This is a genomic window from Nocardioides oceani (genome assembly GCF_030412965.1).
GTDB classification, from domain to species: Bacteria; Actinomycetota; Actinomycetes; order Propionibacteriales; family Nocardioidaceae; genus Nocardioides; species Nocardioides oceani.
On record NZ_JAUHJQ010000002.1, the window covers coordinates 529310 to 552011 of the forward strand.

General features: G+C 73.5%; 24 protein-coding genes. 17 read left to right on the plus strand and 7 right to left on the minus strand.

Translation table 11 applies throughout. The features are described 5' to 3' along the window. Positions 1-32: 32 nt before the first annotated feature. The 4 genes from QWY28_RS08070 (at position 33) to QWY28_RS08085 (ending at position 4571) form a co-directional block, all read left to right on the plus strand. Positions 33-1814, plus strand: a complete 1782-nt coding sequence (locus tag QWY28_RS08070; RefSeq protein WP_300951846.1) for a proline--tRNA ligase — start codon at positions 33-35, stop codon at positions 1812-1814. Next, the gene (locus QWY28_RS08075; RefSeq protein WP_300951847.1) at positions 1807-2562 is read left to right on the plus strand and encodes a hypothetical protein; all 756 of its coding nucleotides are present in this window, start codon (positions 1807-1809) and stop codon (positions 2560-2562) included. The genes QWY28_RS08070 and QWY28_RS08075 overlap by 8 nt, the downstream gene beginning before the upstream one ends. Continuing rightward, positions 2559-3272, plus strand: a complete 714-nt coding sequence (locus QWY28_RS08080) for an HAD family hydrolase (protein ID WP_300951848.1) — start codon at positions 2559-2561, stop codon at positions 3270-3272. The genes QWY28_RS08075 and QWY28_RS08080 overlap by 4 nt, the downstream gene beginning before the upstream one ends. 348 nt (positions 3273-3620) lie before the next feature. Continuing rightward, positions 3621-4571, plus strand: coding sequence for a zinc metalloprotease (locus tag QWY28_RS08085; RefSeq protein WP_300951850.1), 951 nt, complete (start codon positions 3621-3623; stop codon positions 4569-4571). Between the two features lie 156 nt (positions 4572-4727). Here QWY28_RS08085 and QWY28_RS08090 read toward each other — a convergent pair whose 3' ends face one another. Together QWY28_RS08090 and QWY28_RS08095 are read right to left on the minus strand one after the other, a co-directional pair. Further along, complete coding sequence (locus QWY28_RS08090; RefSeq protein ID WP_300951851.1) at positions 4728-5162, minus strand: DUF4439 domain-containing protein; 435 nt, start codon at positions 5160-5162, stop codon at positions 4728-4730. Next, entirely contained in the window at positions 5159-5695 is a 537-nt protein-coding gene (locus QWY28_RS08095; protein ID WP_300951853.1) for a hypothetical protein, read from the minus strand. The genes QWY28_RS08090 and QWY28_RS08095 overlap by 4 nt, the downstream gene beginning before the upstream one ends. 88 nt (positions 5696-5783) lie before the next feature. Here QWY28_RS08095 and rimP point away from each other — a divergent pair, with 88 nt between their 5' ends. The 12 genes from rimP to QWY28_RS08155 all read left to right on the plus strand — a co-directional run bounded on the left by rimP (position 5784) and on the right by QWY28_RS08155 (position 19107). Beyond that, positions 5784-6290, plus strand: coding sequence for a ribosome maturation factor RimP (gene rimP / locus QWY28_RS08100; RefSeq protein WP_300951855.1), 507 nt, complete (start codon positions 5784-5786; stop codon positions 6288-6290). After that, on the plus strand, positions 6290-7267 hold the full coding sequence (nusA, locus tag QWY28_RS08105) for a transcription termination factor NusA (RefSeq protein ID WP_300951856.1): 978 nt from the start codon (positions 6290-6292) through the stop codon (positions 7265-7267). Before rimP ends, nusA begins: the two co-directional genes overlap by 1 nt. A 139-nt stretch (positions 7268-7406) precedes the next feature. After that, a complete protein-coding gene (locus QWY28_RS08110) occupies positions 7407-7700 on the plus strand; it encodes a YlxR family protein (RefSeq protein WP_300952298.1) in 294 nt (97 codons plus the stop codon). A gap of 87 nt (positions 7701-7787) precedes the next feature. After that, the gene (gene infB, locus QWY28_RS08115) at positions 7788-10700 is read left to right on the plus strand and encodes a translation initiation factor IF-2 (RefSeq protein WP_300951857.1); all 2913 of its coding nucleotides are present in this window, start codon (positions 7788-7790) and stop codon (positions 10698-10700) included. 137 nt (positions 10701-10837) lie between these two features. Continuing rightward, positions 10838-11374 (plus strand): 30S ribosome-binding factor RbfA, encoded by a 537-nt coding sequence (rbfA, locus tag QWY28_RS08120; protein WP_300951859.1) that lies wholly within the window; start codon positions 10838-10840, stop codon positions 11372-11374. After that, on the plus strand, positions 11371-12270 hold the full coding sequence (truB, locus tag QWY28_RS08125; RefSeq protein WP_300951861.1) for a tRNA pseudouridine(55) synthase TruB: 900 nt from the start codon (positions 11371-11373) through the stop codon (positions 12268-12270). Before rbfA ends, truB begins: the two co-directional genes overlap by 4 nt. Before the next feature lie 157 nt (positions 12271-12427). Beyond that, positions 12428-13366, plus strand: coding sequence for a bifunctional riboflavin kinase/FAD synthetase (locus tag QWY28_RS08130; protein WP_300951862.1), 939 nt, complete (start codon positions 12428-12430; stop codon positions 13364-13366). Beyond that, positions 13363-14385: a hypothetical protein gene (locus QWY28_RS08135; protein ID WP_300951863.1), complete on the plus strand. Its 1023-nt coding sequence runs from the start codon at positions 13363-13365 to the stop codon at positions 14383-14385. Before QWY28_RS08130 ends, QWY28_RS08135 begins: the two co-directional genes overlap by 4 nt. An 86-nt stretch (positions 14386-14471) precedes the next feature. Continuing rightward, a complete protein-coding gene (locus tag QWY28_RS08140; RefSeq protein ID WP_300951864.1) occupies positions 14472-14717 on the plus strand; it encodes a DUF6458 family protein in 246 nt (81 codons plus the stop codon). Positions 14718-14929: 212 nt separating this feature from the next. Next, a complete protein-coding gene (gene rpsO, locus QWY28_RS08145; RefSeq protein WP_154612046.1) occupies positions 14930-15205 on the plus strand; it encodes a 30S ribosomal protein S15 in 276 nt (91 codons plus the stop codon). Positions 15206-15484: 279 nt separating this feature from the next. After that, positions 15485-17722 carry a polyribonucleotide nucleotidyltransferase gene (locus QWY28_RS08150; RefSeq protein ID WP_300951868.1) on the plus strand — a complete coding sequence of 746 codons (2238 nt, stop codon included), beginning with the start codon at positions 15485-15487 and terminating at the stop codon, positions 17720-17722. A gap of 8 nt (positions 17723-17730) precedes the next feature. Next, positions 17731-19107 (plus strand): M16 family metallopeptidase, encoded by a 1377-nt coding sequence (locus QWY28_RS08155; RefSeq protein WP_300951869.1) that lies wholly within the window; start codon positions 17731-17733, stop codon positions 19105-19107. Positions 19108-19112: 5 nt separating this feature from the next. Here QWY28_RS08155 and QWY28_RS08160 read toward each other — a convergent pair whose 3' ends face one another. From QWY28_RS08160 to QWY28_RS08170, 3 genes are all read right to left on the minus strand, one after another. Beyond that, a complete protein-coding gene (locus tag QWY28_RS08160; RefSeq protein WP_300951871.1) occupies positions 19113-19649 on the minus strand; it encodes a hypothetical protein in 537 nt (178 codons plus the stop codon). Continuing rightward, on the minus strand, positions 19646-20257 hold the full coding sequence (locus tag QWY28_RS08165) for a sigma factor-like helix-turn-helix DNA-binding protein (protein WP_300951873.1): 612 nt from the start codon (positions 20255-20257) through the stop codon (positions 19646-19648). The genes QWY28_RS08160 and QWY28_RS08165 overlap by 4 nt, the downstream gene beginning before the upstream one ends. A gap of 99 nt (positions 20258-20356) precedes the next feature. Further along, the gene (locus QWY28_RS08170; RefSeq protein ID WP_300951875.1) at positions 20357-20878 is read right to left on the minus strand and encodes an SAM-dependent methyltransferase; all 522 of its coding nucleotides are present in this window, start codon (positions 20876-20878) and stop codon (positions 20357-20359) included. A gap of 64 nt (positions 20879-20942) precedes the next feature. Between QWY28_RS08170 and dapB the strand changes: the two genes are divergently transcribed. Further along, complete coding sequence (dapB, locus tag QWY28_RS08175) at positions 20943-21698, plus strand: 4-hydroxy-tetrahydrodipicolinate reductase (protein WP_300951876.1); 756 nt, start codon at positions 20943-20945, stop codon at positions 21696-21698. 8 nt (positions 21699-21706) lie between these two features. On the opposite strand, the gene QWY28_RS08180 is transcribed toward dapB, so the two are convergent. Next, positions 21707-22012 carry an AzlD domain-containing protein gene (locus QWY28_RS08180; protein ID WP_300951878.1) on the minus strand — a complete coding sequence of 102 codons (306 nt, stop codon included), beginning with the start codon at positions 22010-22012 and terminating at the stop codon, positions 21707-21709. Further along, positions 22009-22701, minus strand: a complete 693-nt coding sequence (locus QWY28_RS08185) for an AzlC family ABC transporter permease (protein ID WP_300951879.1) — start codon at positions 22699-22701, stop codon at positions 22009-22011. Before QWY28_RS08185 ends, QWY28_RS08180 begins: the two co-directional genes overlap by 4 nt. Between the last annotated feature and the right edge of the window lies 1 nt (position 22702).

A 22702-nucleotide genomic window follows, 5' to 3' on the forward strand; every position in this document is an offset into this window, starting at 1 on the left:
GGCGGCCGAGCGGTCGCCGTACCCTTGCGCCCATGACCGCCGCCCGGATCCTGCGCATGTCGAGCCTCTTCGTCCGCACGCTGCGCGACGACCCGGCGGACGCGGAGGTCCCCAGCCACCGGCTGCTCGTGCGCGCCGGCTACATCCGCCGCGCCGCCCCCGGCATCTACACCTGGCTGCCGCTCGGCCTGCGCGTGCTGCGCCGCATCGAGGACATCATCCGCGAAGAGATGGACGGCATCGGCGCGCAGGAGGTCAGCTTCCCCGCGCTGCTGCCGCGCGAGCCCTACGAGGCCACGAACCGCTGGACGGAGTACGGCGACGGGCTGTTCCGCCTGCAGGACCGCAAGGGCGGCGACTACCTGCTCGGCCCGACCCACGAGGAGATGTTCACCCTCCTCGTCAAGGACCTGTACTCCTCCTACAAGGACCTGCCGCTCGCGCTCTACCAGATCCAGACCAAGTACCGCGACGAGGCGCGTCCGCGCGCGGGCCTGCTGCGCGGGCGCGAGTTCATCATGAAGGACTCCTACTCCTTCGACGTCGACGACGCCGGCCTGGAGGAGAGCTACCAGCGCCACCGCGACGCCTACGTCCGGATCTTCGACAAGCTCGGCTTCGAGTACGCCATCGTCAAGGCGACCTCCGGTGCGATGGGCGGCTCGAAGTCCGAGGAGTTCCTCGCCAAGGCCACCGTCGGCGAGGACACCTACGTCCGCTGCACCGCCTGCGACTACGCCGCGAACGTCGAGGCCGTCCAGGTCCGCGCGCCCCGCCCCGTGCCGTACGACGACGCGCCGGCCGCCCACGCCGAGGCCACGCCCGGCACCCCCACGATCGACACGCTGGTGGACCACCTGAACGCGGCGTACCCGCGCGAGGACCGTCCCTGGCACGCCGGCGACACGCTCAAGAACGTGCTGGTGACCCTCAAGCACCCCGACGGCACCCGCGAGCCGCTCGCCATCGGCCTCCCCGGCGACCGCGAGGTCGACCAGAAGCGCCTCGAGGGCCAGCTGGAGCCGATCGAGGTCGAGCCGATGGACGAGGCGGAGCTGCGCAAGCACCCCGCGCTGGTCAAGGGCTACATCGGTCCCGGCGTGCTCGGCGAGAAGAACGACTCCGGCATCCGCTACCTCGTCGACCCCCGCGTCGTCGAGGGCACCCGGTGGGTCACCGGGGCCGACGTCGACGGCAGCCACGTGCTCGACCTCGTCGCCGGTCGCGACTTCACCCCCGACGGCACCATCGAGGCCGCCGAGGTCCGCGACGGCGACCCGTGCCCCGCGTGCGACGACGGCGTGCTGGAGACCGCCCGCGGCATCGAGATGGGCCACATCTTCCAGCTCGGCCGCAAGTACGCCGACGCGCTGGGCCTTCAGGTGCTCGACGAGGACGGCAAGCTCGTCACCGTCACCATGGGCTCCTACGGCATCGGTCCCTCGCGCGCGGTCGCCGCGATCGCCGAGGGCACCCACGACGAGCAGGGGCTGTGCTGGCCGCGCCACGTCGCGCCGGCCGACGTCCACCTGGTCGCGACCGGCAAGGACGAGGCGGTCTTCGCCGCGGCCGACCGGATCGCCCACGAGCTGGCGAAGCAGGGCATCGAGGTGCTCCACGACGACCGCCCCGGCAAGGTCAGCCCCGGCGTGAAGTTCAAGGACGCCGAGCTGATCGGCGTGCCGACGATCGTCGTGGTCGGCAAGGGGCTGGCCGACGGCGTCGTCGAGGTCAAGGACCGCCGCACCGGCGAGCGGGAGCAGGTCCCGGCCGACCAGGTCGTCGACCACCTGGTCCGGCTCGTCCGTGCCTGACCTGTCCCGCCGCCTCGAGGGCAGGTCCGGGACGGTCCTGCTCCTCGGGGTGCTCACGCCGCTGGTGCTGCTGGCGGCGCTGTGGGTCGCGCTGCGCACCGACGACGACGGCCCCGAGGGCTACGTCCCGCCGTACACCCCGCCGCAGGCGGCCGGCGAGGGCGAGCCGGGCGTGGCCACGCTGCCGGAGCGGCGACGCGAGCAGTACGTCGACTTCACCCGCCGCGCCGTGGGCGCGATCCTCTCCGGCGACGACGCCGCGGTCCGGGCGGTCACGACGCCCGAGCTGGCCACGGTGCTCGGCGACCTGCCGCTCGGCGCCGCCGACGTGACGGTCCGCGCCGTCGGGCTCGCCGGCGGCACCCGGGCCGAGGCGGAGCTCCTCGTGCTGCTCGGCGGCCGGTCGGCGGCCCCCGTGCTGGTCACCGTCGACGCCGCCGGGGACCGGCTGCGGGTCTCCGACGTCGTCACCGAGCTCCCGGCGCTGACCGGCGCCGCGGCGGTCGGCGACCTCGAGGCGGAGCCCGCGCACCGGCGCGCCCTGGTGGCGGCTGCCCGTGTCGTCGACGCCCGGGGCGCCGGCGACGTGCGGGCGGCCGGCCTGGCGACGTACGCCCGGGACCGGGTGCGGGCGGTCGTCGCCGCCCAGGCCACCGCAGGGGGCTCCTCCGGGACCGTCGGGCTCGTGGTCGACCTCGAGCGGGTCAACGGCCGGTGGCGCGGCGTCGGCGTCGAGGTCGTCCGATGAGGGGCGTCGAGGCGGTCGTCTTCGACTGGGGCGGCACGCTCACGCAGTGGCACGACGTCGACTTCCACGCCGAGTCCCTGGCGCTCGCGGCCGCCGTCGTCGCCACGGAGGACCCCGACGACGACCGCCACCTGCACGCCGAGCGGCTGCACGCGGCGGGCTCGGTGGTGTGGGGCCGCAGCCGCGACCACCAGCAGAGCGCGACCATCGCCGACCTGTTCACCGAGGCCGGGCTCGACCACGACCCGGCGCTGCTGTCGGCGTACTACGACTTCTGGGAGCCGCACACCGCGACCGACCCGGAGGTCGGTCCGCTGCTCGAGGCGCTCCGGGCCGACGGCGTGAAGGTCGGCGTCCTGTCCAACACCATCTGGCCGCGCGCCTGGCACCGCGGCTTCTTCGAGCGCGACGGCGTGCTCCACCTCCTCGACGGCGACGTCTACACCAGCGAGGTGCCGTGGACGAAGCCGTCGCCGCACGCGTTCCGCGCCGCGATGGACGCCGTCGGCGCCACCGATCCCGCACGCTGCGTGTACGTCGGCGACCGGCTCTTCGACGACGTCTGGGGCGCCCAGCAGGTGGGCATGCGGGCGATCCACGTCCCGCACAGCGTCATCCCGCCGGAGCAGGTCGGCCACACCGAGGGCCGGCCCGACGCGGTCGTGCAGCGCATCGGCGAGGTGCACGACGTCGTGTCGCGCTGGTACTGAGACCGGCAACCTCCCAGCTCCGGGCGTCCGCGCCGCGTGTTGAGCGACCCTGCGGTCGCTCCACATGCCGCACAACGCGTGTGAAGCGACCACAGGGTCGCTGCACATCCCCCCGAGCGGCCCGATCCCGCAGCCACCCGAGGACGTCAGCGGGCAGGTGCGGACCTGGCTGGAGGGCTGAGGACGGTGGGCTGGAGGGGTGGAGTCCGGCGCCTGCGTGGTGGGTCACCTGCAGGTTCTCGCAGTGCACAGACCTGCAGCCGATCGGCGCTTCCGCCGCCGACGACCGCGGCGCAGGATCGGCGCACCCGGCCGCGCCCCGCGGCCCAGGCACGAAGGACACCCTCCATGGGAACTCGGCACCATCTCGGGACCGCCGCCCTCACCCTGATCGGCGCGACGGTCCTCGTCGGCGGGGGACTGGCCACCCCGGCCTCCGCCGTCGTCGCCGACGGCTCGGCCCGCGCCGCCGTCGACTGCATCGTCCCCACCCATGCGGACGAGGCGGACGCCGCACGCGGGCACGGCGCCCACGGCACCGACCACCGCAGCATCAGCGCGGCGGAGCAGGCCCGCATCGAGCGCCGCACCCAGGCACGCCTCGACCGGCTCGGGAAGCGCTCGACCTCGCTCGCCGCCGCGGCGACCGTCCCGGTCTACTTCCACGTCATGCGCGACGCCAACGGCGGCGGGGACGTCACCGACCAGCAGATCGCCGACCAGGTCGCGGTGATGAACGCGTCGTTCGCCGGTCAGGGCTCGACCACCGCGGCGAGCACCGGGTTCTCCTTCAGCCTCGCCGGTACCTACCGCTACAACAACACCCAGTGGCACCAGGACAAGCAGAGCTCGACCTACCGCAAGCAGACCCGCAAGGGCGGGAAGAACGCCCTGAACGTCTGGCTGGTCGACTTCTCCTACCTCGGGATCGCGACGTTCCCCTGGGACTACGCGCGCAACCCGGGCATCGACGGCATCCGCGTGCAGTACTCCTCGCTGCCCGGCGGCTCGGCCACCAACTACGACCTGGGCCAGACCGCGACGCACGAGGCCGGTCACTGGTTCGGGCTCTACCACACCTTCCAGGGCGGCTGCACGAGCACGAACGACGAGGTCTCCGACACCCCCGCGCAGGCCAGCTCGACCAGCGGCTGCCCGGCCGGCCGGGACTCCTGCTCGCTGCCGGGCCTGGACCCGATCCACAACTTCATGGACTACAGCTACGACGCCTGCTACACCGAGTTCACCCCGGGCCAGGCCAGCCGGGCCCAGCAGATGTGGACGGCCTACCGCGCCTGACGGAGCGGCCGTCTGCAGGAACCTGCAATGCACGAACCTGAGGGTTCGCGGGCATCGACCGCCGGTCGTGCCGTGCTGCAGAGTTCTGCACGAGGGAGCACACCGTCGGTCCCCACCTCGGACGGCTCCCTCAGGACCCACCGTGTCCGGGTCGCGTCAGCGGTCCGCGTGCTCGCCCACTCCGGGGAACATCTCGGGCGTTCCCCGGAAGGCGAGCTCGCGGACCGCTGTGCGTACCAGCACCTCCACCGCCCAGCGGCGCAGCGGCCCCGCGGTGTGCGCGACCAGGGCGGCGTACGTCGCCGCGCACGCGGTCTCCAGCTCGAGTGCCTGCCGCTCGACGGCCGCCACCGTCCCGAGCCGCTCGGGGAGCGCGTACGCCGGCTCCGCGGCCACCGGCTCGGCACCCCGGTCGCGCAGCTCGCGGTCGAGCCGGTCGCGCTGCGCCCGGTGCTGGACGTAGGCGTCCTGGAGCGCGGCGTACAGCGCCGGCGCCCCGGACTGCGAGGTCTGGGCTCCGAGCGCGCCGACGACGTACACCGCGGCGTGCTCGGCGGCGAGCGTCGTCCGCAGGGCCTCCAGCGTCGTCACCGGCCCGCCTCCACGCGTCGGGGCAGGACCACCAGCTGCTGGGCGACGCCCGCAGCCATCGCGGCGAGCAGCTGCGCGAGCCGGCCGCTGTCGGCGCGGACCGCCAGGTCGGCCAGGCGTCGCTGGTGCGCGGTCTCGCGGCGGCGGACGTCGGCCAGCGCGGCGGCCACGCTCCCGGTTCCGGGGTCGCCGGGCCGGGCGGCCTGCGCCGGATCGGACTCCAGCGCGGCGAGGTGGGCGGCGTGCACGCGCTCGAGGTCGGCGAGCAGCGGGCGCAGCCGTGGGTGGCGAGCCCGGGCGGCGGCGACGGCCGCGTGCGCCTCGGCCACCTCCGCCACCGCACGGTCGAGGAGGGCCTCGTCCGCGGACGGGTCCGGGGCCTCGACGCCACCGTCGGAGGGGTCCGCGCCGGGGAGCAGGTCCCCGACGTCGGAGGCGTCGCACGCCGCCAGCCCACCCGCCAGCACCGGGGCCAGGGTGACCGCGCCCACGCCGACGACGGCACGCCGGGACGCGGGTGGGAGGTGGGGCACGGCGTGACCCTAACCTCCGTTCCTCCGGGCGTTATGGTGTCCGGACGCGAGGAACCGCAGGACAACAGAACAGGGAGGTCGCCCACCCGTGACCACAGGCAAGCAGGACGCCGTCCGGGGTCGGATCGAGCAGGAGCTACGCGACCCCCTGCAGGCGCTCGGTCTCGACGTCGAGGCCGTCGAGATCACCCCCGCCGGCAAGCGGCGCGTGCTCCGCGTCGCGGTCGACAAGGACGGCGGCGTCACGCTCGACGACGTCGCCGACGCGACCCGGGCCGTCGACCAGGTGCTCGAGACGTCCGACGTGATGGGCGAGCAGCCCTACACCCTCGAGGTCACCTCGCGCGGCGTCGACCGCCCGCTCACCCTGCCGCGCCACTGGCGCCGCAACGCCGACCGGCTGGTTAAGGTCACCACGACCGCCGGCGAGACCCTCACCGGGCGCATCACCGCCTCCGACGAGGAGGGCGCCACGCTCGACGTGACCGGCCGCGAGCGCCGGGTGGCCTACGCCGACGTCGCCAAGGCGCTCGTGCAGGTCGAGTTCAATCGCAAGACCGACCCCGCCGCGGGTCTCGAGGAGGAGGAGTCCTGATGGACATCGACCTGAGCATCCTGCGGATGCTGGAGCGCGAGAAGGAGATCTCCTTCGACGTCCTCGTCGAGGCGATCGAGCAGGCCCTGCTCACGGCGTACACCAAGACCCCCGGCGCGCAGGAGCGTGCGCGCGTCGAGCTCGACCGCAAGTCCGGCCACGTCACCGTCCTGGCCACCGAGGTCGACGACGAGGGCAACCCGGTGGGGGAGTACGACGACACCCCGCAGGGCTTCGGCCGCATCGCCGCGACGACCGCGAAGCAGATCATGCTGCAGCGGCTGCGCGACGCCGAGGACGAGATCCGGTTCGGTGAGTTCTCCGGCAAGGAGGGCGACATCGTCTCCGGCGTCATCCAGCAGGGCCGCAACCCCGACGACGTCATGGTCGACCTCGGCAAGCTCGAGGCGCTGCTGCCGGTGAGCGAGCGGGTCCCGGGCGAGGACTACCGGCACGGCACCCGCATCAAGTGCCTCGTCGTGTCGGTGCGCAAGGGCATGCGCGGCCCGCAGATCAGCCTGTCGCGCTCGCACCCGAACCTGGTCAAGAAGCTCTTCGCCCTCGAGGTCCCCGAGATCGCCGACGGGACCGTCGAGATCGCCGCGATCGCCCGTGAGGCGGGGCACCGCACGAAGATCGCCGTGCACAGCACGACCTCCGGGGTGAACCCCAAGGGTGCCTGCATCGGCCCGATGGGCCAGCGGGTGCGCAACGTGATGGCCGAGCTCAACGGCGAGAAGATCGACATCGTCGACTGGTCCGAGGACGCGGCCACGATGGTCGCCAACGCGCTCTCGCCCGCCCGGGTCACCTCGGTCGAGGTCGTCGACGCGGCGGCCCGCTCGGCCCGCGTCGTCGTGCCCGACTTCCAGCTCTCGCTCGCCATCGGCAAGGAGGGCCAGAACGCCCGCCTGGCCGCGCGGCTCACGGGCTGGCGGATCGACATCCGCTCCGACGAGGCCGACGCCGACGCCTGAGGCCCCGCCGCGGCCGGCCGGGCACGCCCCGGTTCGGTCCAGGGCCGTCGACCCGGTAGTGTTGACGGCAGTGGCTCGCTCTCCTCGGTCTCCCGCACGCTCGGACGACATCGACCCCTCGGGGCCGGTCCGGACCTGTGTGGGGTGCCGGAAGCGGGCCGCGAAGCGCGAGTTGTTGCGGGTGACCGCCGGCTCGGACGCCGAGGGCCGACCGGCCGTCGTGCCCGATCCGACTGCCACCGCTCCCGGGCGTGGTGCACACCTGCACCCCACCCAGGAGTGCTACGACCTCGCGGTGCGCCGGAAGGCGTTCGGCCGGGCGCTGAGGACCAGCGGACCAGCCGGGCTCTCCAGCACGCCGGTGGCCGAGCACCTCGCTCGCACGCACGTCCGCCCTGATGCAACGACCAGGAACTGGAGCAGCAGCTCATGAGCACTCGATGAGTACTTCCCAATGAGTTTGCACAACCACCAACGGTCCTAGGACGCCGAGCGCGGGTCTGGGGCCAGAAGGAGAAACGTGGCCAAGACCCGAGTTCACGAGCTCGCCAAGCAGTACGGCGTCGAGAGCAAGTTCGTTCTCGAGAAGCTCAAGGAGATGGGGGAGTTCGTCAAGTCGGCGAGCTCCACGGTGGAGCCCCCCGTCGAGATGCGCTTCAAGAAGGAGTTCGGCGAGCAGCTGAAGGCTGCCGGCGGCTCCACACCTGCCCAGGCCCCCGCCGAGTCGGCGGCGCCGAAGGCACCCGCGCCCGCGGCTCCCGCCGCACCGGCGCCGTCCGCGCCCGCCCCGGCCGCTCCCGCGGCTCCGCAGGCCGCCCCGGCTCCGGCCGAGGCTGCTCCCGCCGCGCCGGCCCAGCCCGCGCCCGGCGGTCCGCGCCCCGGGCCCCGGCCCGGTCCCGCGGCGAAGCCGGCCCCGGAGAAGGCTCCCGAGCCCACTCAGGTGCGCCCGCACGGCAAGCCGGTCCAGCCGGCCCCGGCGGCTCCGGCCGCTCCGGCAGCCCCCGAGGCACCGGCGGCGTCCGCGCGGCCGGCTGCGCCCAAGGCGCCCAGCCCGGCCCCGCGCCCGGTCGGTCGTCCTGGTGCCCCGCGCCCGGGCAACAACCCGTTCAGCTCCAACCAGGGCATGGGCCGTCGGCCCGCGCCCTCCGCTCCGCCCGCGGGTGGTGCTCCGGCCGGTGGCCAGGGCACCGGCGCCGGTGACCAGCGGCCGCCGCGTCCGCCGGCCGGCCGCGACGGAGGCGCACCGGGTCGTCCGGGCATGCCGCGTCCGAACCCGGCGATGATGCCGAAGTCCCCGGCCGCCTTCGGCGCCGGCCCCGGCGGTCGTCCCGCCGGTGGTCCGGGTCGTCCCGGCGGCCCGGGTCGCCCCGGTGGTGCCCCCGGGCGCCCCGGTGCTCCCGGTCGTGGCGGTCCCGGCGGCGGTCCCGGTGCCGGCGCTCCGGGTCGTCCCGGCGGCTTCGCCGGTCGTCCCGGCGGTGGCGGCAACCGTCCCGGTCAGCGTGGCCAGACCCAGGGTGCGTTCGGTCGCCCCGGTGGTCCGTCGCGTCGCGGTCGCAAGTCGAAGCGGGCGCGTCGCCAGGAGTTCGAGGCCATGCAGGCCCCGACGATCGGCGGCGTGCGCGTCCGGAAGGGCGACGGCGAGACCGTCCGCCTGCCGCGCGGCGCGTCCCTGACCGACTTCGCCGAGCGGATCGGCGTCGACGCGGCCCAGCTCGTGCAGATGCTGTTCAGCCTCGGCGAGATGGTCACCGCGACCGAGTCGGTCAACGACGCGACGCTGGAGCTGCTCGGCGAGGAGCTCAACTACGTCGTGCAGGTCGTCTCCCCCGAGGACGAGGACCGCGAGCTGCTGGAGTCCTTCGACCTGGAGTTCGGCGAGGACGAGGGCGAGGAGGCCGACCTGGTCGTGCGTCCGCCGGTCGTCACCGTCATGGGTCACGTCGACCACGGCAAGACCAAGCTCCTCGACGCGCTGCGCAACGCCAACGTCGTCGACAAGGAGGCCGGTGGCATCACCCAGCACATCGGTGCCTACCAGGTCGCGGCCGAGGTCGACGGCGAGGAGCGGCGCATCACGCTCATCGACACCCCGGGTCACGAGGCGTTCACCGCCATGCGTGCCCGTGGTGCGCAGGCGACCGACATCGCGATCCTCGTGGTCGCGGCCGACGACGGCGTCATGCCGCAGACGGTCGAGGCGCTCAACCACGCCAAGGCCGCCGGCGTACCGATCGTGGTCGCGGTCAACAAGATCGACAAGCCGGAGGCGGACCCGACCAAGGTCCGCGGCCAGCTGACCGAGTACGGCCTGGTCCCCGAGGAGTACGGCGGCGACGCGATGTTCGTCGACGTCTCCGCGAAGTCCGGGCTCAACCTCGACGGTCTCCTCGAGGCGGTCGTGCTGACCGCGGACGCCTCGCTGGACCTGCGCGCCAACCCGACGCAGGACGCCCAGGGCCTCGTGGTCGAGGCGCACCTGGACCGCGGTCGCGGTCCGGTCGCCACGGTCCTGGTCCAGCGCGGCACGCTGCGGGTGGGCGACTCGATCGTCGCCGGCCCGGCCCACGGCCGTGTCCGCGCGATGCTCGACGAGCACGGCAACGAGCTCCGCGAGGCCACCCCGGCGCGTCCGGCGATGGTCCTGGGTCTCTCCGCCGTGCCGGGCGCGGGCCAGAACTTCCTCGTCGTCGAGGACGACCGGATGGCCCGTCAGATCGCCGAGAAGCGCGAGGCCCGCGAGCGGGCGGCCATGCAGGCCAAGCGCCGCGTCCGCCGCACGCTCGAGGACTTCATGGCCTCCATGGAGAAGGGCGAGAGCCAGGAGCTCAACCTGATCCTCAAGGGCGACGTGTCCGGTTCGGTCGAGGCCCTCGAGGACTCGCTGTCGCAGATCGACGTCGGCGACGAGGTCACCCTGCGCGTCATCGACCGCGGTGTCGGTGCGATCACCGAGACCAATGTCGACCTGGCCGCCGCCTCCGACGCCATCATCATCGGCTTCAACGTCCGCCCGCAGGGCAAGGCGACCGAGATGGCGGACAAGGAGGGCGTCGAGATCCGCTACTACTCGGTCATCTACCAGGCGATCGAGGAGATCGAGGCGGCGCTCAAGGGCATGCTCAAGCCCGAGTTCGAGGAGTCGACCCTCGGCCAGGCGGAGATCCGTGCGATCTTCCGCTCGTCCAAGGTCGGCAACATCGCGGGCTGCATGGTCACCGGCGGCGTCATCCGACGCAACGCCAAGGTGCGCGTCATCCGTGACGGCGCCGTGGTGGCCGACAACCTCGACCTCGCGTCGCTCAAGCGCGAGAAGGACGACGCGTCCGAGGTCCGTGAGGGCTTCGAGTGCGGTCTGGTCCTGCGCAACTTCCAGGACATCAAGGAAGGCGACATCGTCGAGGCGTTCGAGATGCGGGAGATCCCCCGCAGCTGATCACCACCCGGTCGGCGGGTCCCCCCTTCGTGGGTGGGGCCCGCCGACCGGTGCGTTCCGGGCAGGCCGGCACCGGCCGTCCTGCCCGACACCGCCTGGCCGTCACGGGTCGGTCACGTTCTGAGAGAGTGAGAGACATGAGCAGTCCCCGGGTACGCAAGATCGCCGACCGCATCCAGGTCGTGGTGGCCGAGATGCTCGAGCGGCGGATCAAGGACCCGCGGCTGGGGTTCGTCACCGTCACCGACGTACGCGTCTCCGGTGACACCCAGCAGGCCACGATCTTTTACACCGTGCTCGCCGGCACCGGCGAGGGCGCGCAGGACGACGAGACCGCGCTGGCCGGCACCGCCGCCGCGCTCGAGTCGGCCAAGGGCCTCCTCCGCTCCGAGGTCGGCAAGCAGCTGGGCACGCGGCACGTCCCGACGCTGACGTTCGTCGCCGACGCGCTGCCGGAGTCCGCCCGTCACCTCGACGAGGTGTTGGCGCGCGCCAAGGCGCTCGACGAGGAGGTCGCGGCCCGCCGGGTCGAGGCGTACGCCGGCGAGGCGGACCCCTACAAGAAGCCCCGCGACGCCGAGGCCGACGACGACACCGACGACGACACCGACGCCGGCGGGGACCCGGCGGCGCCGGCCGAGCCGATCGATCCCGTCGACCCGGACGAGGTGTGAGCGCACCCGACCGGCGGCCGCCGGTGCGGCCGGGCCTCGTCGTCGTCGACAAGCCCGGCGGGATGACCTCGCACGACGTCGTCGCGCGGGTGCGCCGCCTCGTCGGCACGCGCAAGGTCGGCCACGCCGGCACGCTCGACCCGATGGCGACCGGCGTGCTGGTGCTCGGCGTGGAGCGGGCGACCCGGCTCCTCGGCCACCTGATGCTCACCGACAAGGGGTACGACGCGACCGTCCGGCTCGGCGTCGCCACCACCACCGACGACGCCGAGGGCGAGGTCGTCTCGACCGCCTCGACCGCGGCGGTCGACGAGGACGCCGTCCGTGCGGTGCTCGGGGAGTTCGTCGGTGAGCTGCAGCAGGTGCCGACCGCTGTCTCGGCGATCAAGGTCGACGGCAAGCGGGCCTACCAGCGGGTCCGCGACGGCGAGCAGGTCGAGCTCCAGCCGCGCTCGGTCACCGTCCACGAGCTGGTCGTGCACGACGTGCGGCACGGGGGTGACGTCGTCGACGTCGACCTCAGCCTGCGCTGCTCCAGCGGCACCTACGTCCGGGCGATCGCCCGCGACGCGGGCGCGCGGCTCGGCGTCGGCGGCCACCTGACCGCGCTGCGGCGCACGGCGGTCGGGCCTTACGGGCTCGATGTCGCCCGGACCCTCGAGCAGCTCGCCGACGAGGTCGGGACCGACGGAGGAGTGCTGCCCATCGCGGACGCGGCGCGCGCGGCCTTCCCCAGCCGGGACCTCGACGACCGGGCCGCCGCGGACGTCCGGGTCGGTCGCAGCCTGGAGCTCGCGCTCGACGGCACCACGGCCGTCTTCGCGCCGTCGGGGGAGTTCCTCGCGCTGTACGAGCCGCGCGGCGACGTCGCCCGGCCGGTCGCCGTCTTCGTCTGACCCCGCCGCGAGCGCTCGCGAGCGTGTCGAGACCCGGTGACCCGAGCTGCGGCCTCGGGGCGCGGTTCCGCCTGCGGCGGGCGGGGGCTCGGCTCCCGCGTCGTCGGCGGCCGGCCTCCGCGACGGTCGCCGACAGGGGACGGTCTAGGGTTCCTCCGTGCAGATCTGGCGCTCGCTCGACGAGGTCCCCGGCGACCTCGGACGCACCGTGGTGGTGATCGGCAACTTCGACGGCGTCCACCTCGGCCACCGGCGGGTGCTGGAGCGAGCGCGTGCGATCGCCGCGGAGCACGGCGGGCTGCCGGTCGTCGCGGTCACCTTCGACCCGCACCCGATGGCGGTGCTGCGGCCCGAGCACGCGCCGACGACCCTGACGACCATCGAGGTCCGGGCCGGGCTGCTCGGCGAGGCCGGCGCCGACGGCGTGCTGGCGGTGCCGTTCGACCGGTCGGTCGCGGCGTGGACGCCCGAGGAGTTCGTGCAGCGGGTGCTCGTCGACCCCCTGCACGCCCGTGCGGTGGTCGTCGGAGCGAACTTCCGCTTCGGCAGCCGGGCCGCCGGCGACGTCGCGACCCTCGCGGAGACCGGCCGCACCCACGACTTCACCGCCGAGGGCATCCCGCTCGACGGCGGCCCGATGGTCTGGTCCTCGACGTACGTCCGGACCTGCCTGGCCGCCGGCGACGTCGCCGGCGCCGCCGAGGCGCTGGGCCGGCCCTACGCCGTGCGCGGCGAGGTGGTCCGCGGCGATCAGCGCGGCCGCGAGCTGGGCTACCCGACGGCCAACGTCCCCACCGACGGCATGCAGGCGGCGCCCGCCGACGGGGTGTACGCCGGGTGGCTGCGGCGCCTCGACACGGGGGAGACCTTCCCCGCTGCGATCTCGGTCGGGACCAACCCGACCTTCGACGGCGTGCGGGCGCGCCGGGTCGAGAGCTACGTCCTCGACCGCACCGACCTGGACCTCTACGGCGTCGAGGTGGAGGTGTCGTTCGTGGACCGGCTGCGGGGGATGACCGCGTTCGAGTCCGTCGAGGCGCTCGTGGAGCAGATGGACCTCGACGTGGCCCGGGCGCGAGAGCTGCTCGTGCCGTGAGCACCGAGCAGCACGTCGCCGCCGGACCCCTCCCGGCGACGGAGGTCTGGTTCCTCCAGCACGGACTGGCCTACTTCGTCCCCGAGGAGCGCCACCTCGCCCGGGAGGCGCTGCGCCCGCGCAAGTTCCTCCCTGCCGCGGTGCTGACGGTGCTGCTCGCCCTCGCCGGTGGCGTGGTGCTGGCCTGGCTGTCCGACGAGCTGACCGCCGCCCCGGCGTTCCTGCTGACCATCGGCGTCCTCGGTGCCGCGGCGTACGCCCTGACGGCCCTGCGCACCCGCCCGATCGTCGTGTGGGCGCTGCGCCGCGGCCTGGGCAGCCTGCGCACGTTGCTGCCGATGATGAGCCGCGCGCTGCCGCTCCTGCTGCTGTTCGTGACCTTCCTCTTCATCAACGCCGAGGCCTGGCAGCTCTCGGCCAGCCTCTCCCCGGGGACGCTGTGGCTCGTCGTGGTGCTCTTCGGCCTGCTGGCCGTCGCGTTCCTGCTGGTGCGGCTGCCGGAGGAGGTCGACCGCACCGACGACGACGTCGACGACGAGCTCTTGCTGCGTGCCTGCGTCGGCACGCCGTTGGAGGAGGAGTGCCGGGCGCTCGTGGCCGACCCCGACGCCGACCCCGCGGCGTACGCGACGATCGCGGGCTTCGAGCGCTGGAACCTCGTGCTGGTGCTCGTCGTGATCCAGGCCGTCCAGGTGCTCCTGCTGGCCGCGACGGTCCTGGTGTTCTTCCTCGTCTTCGGCGGGCTGGTGATGGACGTCGGGGTCCAGGAGGCGTGGACCGGCAAGGAGCAGGGCTCGATCCGCAACCTGCCCTACCTCGACCAGGTCTCGGTCCCGCTGTTCCAGGTCTCGCTGTTCCTCGCCGCGTTCTCCAACCTCTACCTGACCGTCTCGACGGTCACCGACGAGACCTACCGCGAGCAGTTCTTCGGCAGCGTGCTGCGCGAGATGGAGCGCGCGGTCGGCGTCCGGGCGGTCTACCTCGCGCTGCGCGACCGGGGCCCGGGCCGACCGGCCTAGGCCACACGGTTTTCCGGCCCGGGCCGGTGGGCACCGGACCCAGCGCACGACGTCACCCCTGCGACGTCACCTCTGAAAGGACAGTCATGGGCTACGGACTCGGAGTCTTCCTCCTCGTCGTCGGTCTCATCCTCGCCCTCGCGGTCGAGGACGCGATCAGCGGTGTGGACCTCACGATGGTCGGCTGGATCATGGCGATCGGCGGCGTCCTCGTGCTCGTCCTCACGGCCGTCACGCTGAACAGCCGCAAGGCGCGCGGCGGTGCGGTCTCGACCACCACGCACGCCGACGGCTCGCAGACCGTCCAGCGCCAGGAGCCGCCGGCGGTCTGACCGCCCGCGCACCACGCTCCCCGGACCACCCGGTCGGCCCCCGCCGGCCGGGTGGCCGTCGTTTTGGGCACCCTTCCGGCGCCGCGCTAGTCTTCTCCGGTTGCCCGCCGAGGGCGACTGCCGTCAGAACGGCCGCGGAACCAGAGTGCCCGGGTGAACAGGCCCCGGCGCGCCGCGCAGCGATCAAGGCCTCACGGCCGGAAGGAGCCCGCATGTCGATCGGTACCGACGCGGAGACCAAGAAGCGCATCATCGCCGAGTACGCCACGACCGAGGGCGACACCGGCTCGCCCGAGGTCCAGATCGCGCTGCTCAGCCACCGGATCTCCCACCTCACCGACCACCTCAAGCAGCACAAGCACGACCACCACAGCCGTCGTGGCCTGCTGCTGCTCGTCGGCCAGCGCCGCCGCCTGCTGAACTACCTGCAGAAGACGGAGATCGACCGCTACCGGTCGATCGTCGAGCGTCTCGGCCTGCGCCGCTGATCTCCCGTGGAGGGCCCACCCCGGTGGGCCCTCCACGCATTTCGGGGCACTGCGCCGTCGTGGCGGCCCCCTCGCAGCGCGGCCCTGCCGCCGTCCTGCGCTAGATTCACCAACGGAACAACCACACCAGGAGCGACCCGCCGTTCTGGCCCGGTCCTCGGTAGTGGCCCTCAGGAAGGACGCCCCGCGCGGGCGCGCCTGCGGGCCTCGATCGAAGACCGGCCGGTCACACCACGCGGGACGCCGCGGGATCGCTCCGCGACAGACAAGGGACACCCTTTGACCGACCCCGTCATCTCCGCCGTCGAGACCGTTCTGGACAACGGCAAGTTCGGCACCCGCACCGTCAAGTTCGAGACCGGCCTGCTGGCCCGTCAGGCCGCCGGCTCCGTCACGGCCTACCTCGACGACGACACGATGCTGCTCTCGGCCACCACGGCCGGCAAGCAGCCCAAGGACCACTTCGACTTCTTCCCCCTGACGATCGACGTCGAGGAGCGGATGTACGCCGCGGGCAAGATCCCCGGCTCGTTCTTCCGCTCCGAGGGGCGCCCGGGTGAGGACGCGATCCTCACCTGCCGGCTCATCGACCGCCCGCTGCGCCCGACCTTCAAGAAGGGCCTGCGCAACGAGGTCCAGGTCGTCATCACCGTCCTCGCGCTGAACCCGGACACGCCGTACGACGTGCTCGCGATCAACGCCGCGTCGATCTCCACCCAGCTCTCCGGCCTGCCGTTCTCCGGCCCGGTCGGCGGCGTCCGCGTCGCCCTGATCGAGGGCCAGTGGGTCGCGTTCCCGACGCACAGCCAGCTCGAGGACGCCGTCTTCGACATGGTGGTCGCGGGTCGCGTCACCGAGACCGGCGACGTCGCAATCATGATGGTCGAGGCCGAGGCCACCGAGACGACCTTCGCGAAGGTCCAGGGCGGTGCCCAGGCGCCGACCGAGGAGGTCGTCGCCGGCGGCCTCGACGCCGCGAAGCCCTTCATCAAGCAGCTGTGCGAGGCGCAGGCCGAGCTGGCCGCCGCCGCCGCGAAGCCGGTCCAGGACTTCCCGGTCTTCCTCGACTTCGAGGACGACGTCTTCGCCGCCGTCGAGTCCGCCGCCAAGGCCGACCTCGCCGCCGCGATGAAGATCGCCGACAAGACCGAGCGCAACGACCGCACCGACGAGCTCAAGGACTCCGTCCTGGAGAAGCTCGGCAGCCAGTTCGAGGGCCGCGAGAAGGAGCTCGGCGCCGCGTTCCGCGCGCTGAACAAGCAGCTGGTCCGCGAGAGCATCCTGCGCGACAAGATCCGCATCGACGGCCGCGGCCTGGCCGACATCCGTCCGCTGCACGCCGAGGTCGGCGTGATCCCGCGCGTCCACGGCTCGGCGCTCTTCGAGCGTGGCGAGACCCAGATCCTGGGCGTCACCACCCTCGACATGCTCAAGATGGAGCAGCAGCTCGACACGCTGTCGCCGGAGAAGCACCGCCGCTACATGCACAAGTACGTCTTCCCGCCGTTCTCCACCGGCGAGACCGGCCGCGTCGGCTCGCCGAAGCGCCGCGAGGTCGGCCACGGTGCGCTCGCGCGCCGTGCGCTGCTGCCGGTGCTGCCGGACCGCGAGGAGTTCCCCTACGCGATCCGCCAGCTCTCCGAGGCCATGGGCTCCAACGGCTCGACCTCGATGGGCTCGGTCTGCGCCTCCACCCTGTCGCTGCTGCAGGCCGGCGTGCCGCTCAAGGCCGCCGTCGCCGGCATCGCGATGGGCCTGGTCTCCGGTGAGATCGACGGCAAGACCGAGTACGTCGCGCTGACCGACATCCTCGGTGCCGAGGACGCGTTCGGCGACATGGACTTCAAGGTCGCCGGCACCCGCGAGTTCGTGACCGCGCTCCAGCTCGACACCAAGCTCGACGGCATCCCCGCCGACGTGCTGGCCGCCGCGCTGCAGCAGGCCCGCGACGCCCGCCACACCATCCTCGACGTCATGGCCGAGGCCATCGACGCCCCCGAGGAGATGTCGCCCACCGCGCCGCGGATCATCACCATCAAGATCCCGGTCGACAAGATCGGCGAGGTCATCGGCCCGAAGGGCAAGGTGATCAACCAGATCCAGGACGACACCGGCGCCTCGATCTCCATCGAGGACGACGGCACCATCTACATCGGTGCCACCAACGGCGAGGCCGCCGACGCCGCTCGCTCCGCGATCAACGGGATCGCCAACCCGACCATGCCCGAGGTCGGCGAGCGCTACCTCGGCACGGTCGTCAAGACGACGAACTTCGGTGCGTTCGTCTCGCTGCTGCCCGGCAAGGACGGCCTGCTGCACATCAGCAAGCTGCGCCCGCTCGCCGGCGGCAAGCGCGTCGAGGCCGTCGAGGACGTCCTCTCGGTCGGCCAGAAGATCCAGGTCGAGATCGGCGAGATCGACGACCGCGGCAAGCTCTCGCTCGTCCCCGTGGTCGAGGAGTCCGAGGGCACCGAGGGTGCCGACGACGCCGCGGCCGAGGCCACCGAGGAGGCCTGACCTCCATCGTGGCTCCACGGACCACGACGACCGGCCGGCAGACCCCTGCCGGCCGGTCGTCCCGTTCTGACGACATCGCCGAGCTGACCGCCCGGACCGAGACCCTGCAGACGGTGCGCGACGCCGCCGGCCAGGTGACCTCGACCGTGCGGCGTACCGTCCTGCCCGGCGGGCTGCGCCTGGTCTCCGAGGAGATGGCCGGCGCCCGCTCCGCGGCGATCGGCGTGTGGGTCGGCGTCGGCTCCCGCGACGAGTCCGCGACGCTGCACGGCTGCTCGCACTTCCTCGAGCACCTGCTGTTCAAGGGCACGACCGAGCGCTCGGCCTTCGACATCTCGATCGCGCTGGACGCGGTGGGCGGGGAGTTCAACGCCTTCACCGCGAAGGAGTACACCTGCTTCCACGCGCGCGTGCTCGGCGAGGACCTCCCGCTCGCGGTGGACGTGCTCGGCGACATGATGACCTCCTCGGTGCTGACCGACGACGACGTCGAGGCCGAGCGCGACGTGATCCTCGACGAGATCGCCATGCACGACGACGACCCCGACGACGTCGTGCACAACCTCTTCGCCGAGCAGGCGTGGGGGAGCGACTCGCCGCTCGGCCGCGACATCGCCGGCACCGAGGACTCCATCACCGCGCTGAGCGCGGACCAGGTGCGGGCGTTCTACGCCGAGCACTACCGCCCGTCGCGGATGGTCGTGTCGGTCGCCGGTGCGGTCGACCACGACGCGCTGGTGGCGCAGGTCGTCGAGGCCTTCGGCCGGCGCGGCTTCCTCGACGGCGAGGACGAGCCCCTGCCCCGCCGGGCAGCGGAGCCCTGGCTGCCGGTCGTCCCCGGCACCGTCGCCACCACCCGGCCCTTCGAGCAGGTCAACCTGGTCCTCGGCATGGAGGGCCTTGGCCGCAGCGACGAGCGCCGCTTCGCCCTCGGGGTGCTCAACACCGCGCTGGGCGGCGGCACGTCGAGCCGGCTGTTCCAGGAGGTGCGCGAGCGGCGCGGCTTGGCGTACTCGGTCTACTCCTTCGCCAGCAGCCACGCCGACTCCGGCCTGGTCGGCGTCGCCGTCGGCTGCCTGCCGGCGAAGTACGACGAGGTGCTGGCCACCGTCCGGGCCGAGCTGGCGAGGGTCGCCGCCGAGGGGATCGACGCCGAGGAGCTGGCCCGCGGCAAGGGACAGCTGCGCGGCGGCCTCGTGCTCGGCCTGGAGGACTCCGCCTCGCGAATGTCGCGCCTGGGCAAGGCCGAGCTGGTCCACGACGAGCTGCTGTCGATCGACGAGGTGATCGCCCGCATCGACGCGGTGACCCTCGACGAAGTGCGTGCGGTCGCCGCCGAGGTGTTCGCGCGGCCCGAGGTGCTGGCCGTGGTCGGACCGGCCTGACGGGTCTAGCGGACGAGCACGACGACGGCCGCGCAAGCGGCCGCCCAGAGGACCGAGGCGAAGGTGCCGATGATGAACCGCTCCGCGGTGCCTTCGCCCTCGGCCTTGAGCTCGGGGTAGCGGCCGAGCCCCTTGAGCGCCAGCACCACGGCGAGGCCCTCGGGCCAGGAGGCGACGAGCGTCGCGTAGATCGCCGCCCGCTCCAGGGCGCCGATCCACGCGCCTCCGCGCAGCACCGCACCGGCCCGGTCGAGGGACGACCCGGTGTCCTCGCGGTCGACCAGGGCGAAGACCCGGGCCGTGACCGGCCCGCCGCCCGCGACGCCGAGGACGCCGGCCAGGAGCACCAGCAGGGCGGTCAGCGGCCGTCCGTCGACCTCGACCGAGGACGGCACGGCGGCGACCAGCGCGGTGCAGGCCAGCAACCCGGCCGTCACCGGCACGAAGACCCGCTCGCCGGCGCGGGTCCACCCCGCGAGCGCGGCGGCCGCGGCGAAGCCGAGCAGGACGACCAGCAGGTGGCCGAGGTCGTCCGCGCTCACGAGGGCTCCTGCCCCAGGACGCGCGCGGCCAGGGTGGCCACGAGCTCCTGCGCGCGCCGGGCCTCGACGATGCCGGCCGCCTGCGCCCGTTGGCTGACGGCCGACTGGCTGATGCCGAGCCGTCGGCCGACCTGCTCGTAGGTCAGCCCCTCGGCGACGAGGTCCGCGACCTCCCAGCCGCGGTCGGTGCGGCGGGCCAGGACGGCCGCCCACAGCCACAGCGTGGTCTCGAGGGAGCGGGCGTCCGGGTGGTCGCCGACGACCCGCAGGTGCCAGGGGCTCGTCTTCGCGGCGGTCACGGCCTCGCGCGCCGAGAGGTACGCCGGGCCGCGGCCGGCGCGGGCGCTGGAGGGGAGCGGCTCCTCCACGGGGCCGATGCCGATGCCGACGTACCAGCCGTGCTGGCGGAGCAGCGCGCCGGCGACGGCGGCAAGCGCGTCGGGCCGGTCGACGACGCCCTGGAGCTCGTCGCCGGCGGTGCGCTCGAAGGGGCGCAGGACGGGGTGCTCGGGGACGGCAGCGAGCTCGGCGAGCACCTCGGGGACCCGGTCGGTGCCGCTGCGGCTGCGGCGCTGGTCGATCGTCAGGACGGCGACGGCTCCACCCACGACCGTCCTCCCGTCCCGCGGCCACGAGCGGGCCGAGGGGATCAGGCTACATTAGGGAATTGCCTAATGTCGACTATTCATCAGGTCAGAGCCTTCAGGTCAGCGTCGGCCGATGACGCCGATGACCGCGGGCTGCTTCTGCTCGACGACCGAGACGCGGAAGCCGACCTCGGCGAGCGAGGCGGACGCCTTGGCGATCATCTCCTGGACCTGGTCGGGGAACCGCACCTCGTAGAAGAGAAATACGGCGCCGCCGGGCAGCAGCCGCTCGTGCAGCAGGGCGACCTCGTCGTGGCAGCCGCGCACCCAGAACAGGTTCACGTTGAACGCGAAGACCTTGTTCAGCCGCTTGACCGGGACCCGCAGCGTCGCGAGGTCGATCTGGCGGACCGTGAGTCGCCCCGCGTCCACGTGCTTCTGGTTGCGGCGCTTGGTCCGGTCGACGCCGGACTCCGACCGGTCGATCGCGAACATCTTGCCGCTGCCGGACTCGAGCTTGGCGCAGATCGCCTCGACGCCGGCTCCGGGTCCGCACCCGATCTCGAGCACGTGGTCGGAGGGCTGGACGTCCATGAAGTCCACCGCCCAGCGGATGCGCGCCGGGATCGCCTGCACAGCCATGGGGTCAACCTTGCCAGAACGGGCTGCGGAGTGGTGCCGCCGGTCGCCCCACTAGCGTGGTGGCGTGAGCAAGAACATCCAGGTGGGCGTGCTGGGAGCGCGCGGGAAGGTCAGCGCCGAGGTGTGCCGCGCGGTCGAGGAGGCCTCCGGGACCGAGCTCGTCGTCGGCATCGACGCCGGCGACGACATCGGCGCGCTCGTCGAGGCGGGCGCCGAGGTGGTCGTCGACTTCACCCACCCCGACGTCGTCATGGACAACCTGCGCTTCTGCGTCGAGCACGGCATCCACGCGGTCGTCGGCACCACCGGCTTCGACGAGGAGCGGCTCGAGACCCTCCGCGGGTGGCTGGCCGACGCACCCGGGGTCGGGGTGCTGGTGGCGCCGAACTTCTCGATCGGCGCGATCTTGATGATGCGCTTCGCCGCGGCCGCCGCGCCGTTCTACGAGTCGGTCGAGATCGTCGAGCTGCACCACCCGGACAAGGCCGACGCACCCTCCGGCACCGCGCGGCGTACGGCGCAGCTCGTCGCCGCGGCCCGCCGCGAGGCCGGGCTGGGCCCGGTGCCGGACGCGACCAGCACCGCCATCGACGGCGCCCGCGGGGCGGACGTCGAGGGGATCCGCGTCCACGGCCTGCGCATCCGCGGCCTGGTCGCGCACCAGGAGGTCGTCCTCGGCGGGGTGGGGGAGACCCTCACCATCCGCCACGACTCCCTCGACCGCTCCTCCTTCAGCCCGGGCGTCCTCGCCGGCGTCCGCGCCGTCGCCGACCACCCCGGCCTCACCGTCGGCCTCGAGCACTACCTCGACCTGGACTGATCCGCCGGTCAGGCGAGCAGGCGGGCGAGCGCGGCGACGAGGGCGGAGCCGAAGACCACGACGAGGAACGGCGCGCGGAGGAGCAGCAGGACCACCGCCGCCCCGAGGCCGAGCAGCCGCGCGTCGGCGACCAGCGCCTGGCCGTCCGCGGTGACCTGGACGGCCACGAGGGCCGAGAGGAGGGCGACGGGGATGAGGTCGGCCACGCGTGCCACCGCGGGCCGGTCGAGGACGCGTGCGGGGACCGAGAGGCCGGCCAGCTTGAGCAGGTAGCAGCCCAGGCCGGCCAGCACGACGGCTGCCCAGACGCTCACCGCTCGACCTGCGTCCGGGCGCCGAGCGCGCCGACGAGGAGGGCGACGCCGCCGGCGACGAGGACCGGCACGCCGGCGGCCGTGAGCGGCACCGCTCCGAGGGCGACGGCCGCCGCCGCGACGGCGACGACCCGGTTGCGGGTGGTGTCCAGCCGCGGCCACAGCAGCGCGAGGAACGCCCCGCCGACCGCCGCGTCGAGACCGTAGTCGCGCGGGTCGCCGATGACGGAGCCCGCGACCGCGCCGACCAGCGTGGCGAGGTTCCACAGGACGAACACCGAGCCGCCGGTGACCCCGAAGCCGAGGCGGGCCGCGGTGCGGTCCCGTCGCGTCACCGACATCGCGGTCGACTCGTCGATGACCAGGTGGGCCGCCGCCGCGCGACGCCAGCCGGTCCAACCGAGCAGCGGTGCGAGCCGCAGGCCGTAGAGCGTGTTCCGCGTGCCGAGGAGCAGCGCGGTGAGGGCGCCGGAGAGCGGCGCGCCGCCGGAGGCGAGCACCCCGACGAGCGCGAACTGGGAGGCGCCGGTGAACATCAGCAGCGAGAGCGCGCACGTCTGCCACGCGTCCAGGCCGGCGGCGACCGAGACCGCGCCGAACGACGTGCCGTAGACGCCGGTCGCGATGCCGACGCCCACGCCGTCGCGGACGATCCCGCTGCGCTCCGCGGGGTCGAGCGTGCCGGTCACG

Coding starts and splice junctions, on each gene's coding strand:
- QWY28_RS08070 (WP_300951846.1), top strand. CDS start 33: ATGACCGCCGCCCGGATCCTGCGCATGTCGAGCCTCTTCGTCCGCACG.
- QWY28_RS08080 (WP_300951848.1), top strand. CDS start 2,559: ATGAGGGGCGTCGAGGCGGTCGTCTTCGACTGGGGCGGCACGCTCACG.
- QWY28_RS08085 (WP_300951850.1), top strand. CDS start 3,621: ATGGGAACTCGGCACCATCTCGGGACCGCCGCCCTCACCCTGATCGGC.
- nusA (WP_300951856.1), top strand. CDS start 6,290: ATGGACATCGACCTGAGCATCCTGCGGATGCTGGAGCGCGAGAAGGAG.
- rbfA (WP_300951859.1), top strand. CDS start 10,838: ATGAGCAGTCCCCGGGTACGCAAGATCGCCGACCGCATCCAGGTCGTG.
- QWY28_RS08140 (WP_300951864.1), top strand. CDS start 14,472: ATGGGCTACGGACTCGGAGTCTTCCTCCTCGTCGTCGGTCTCATCCTC.
- rpsO (WP_154612046.1), top strand. CDS start 14,930: ATGTCGATCGGTACCGACGCGGAGACCAAGAAGCGCATCATCGCCGAG.
- QWY28_RS08170 (WP_300951875.1), bottom strand. CDS start 20,878: ATGGCTGTGCAGGCGATCCCGGCGCGCATCCGCTGGGCGGTGGACTTC.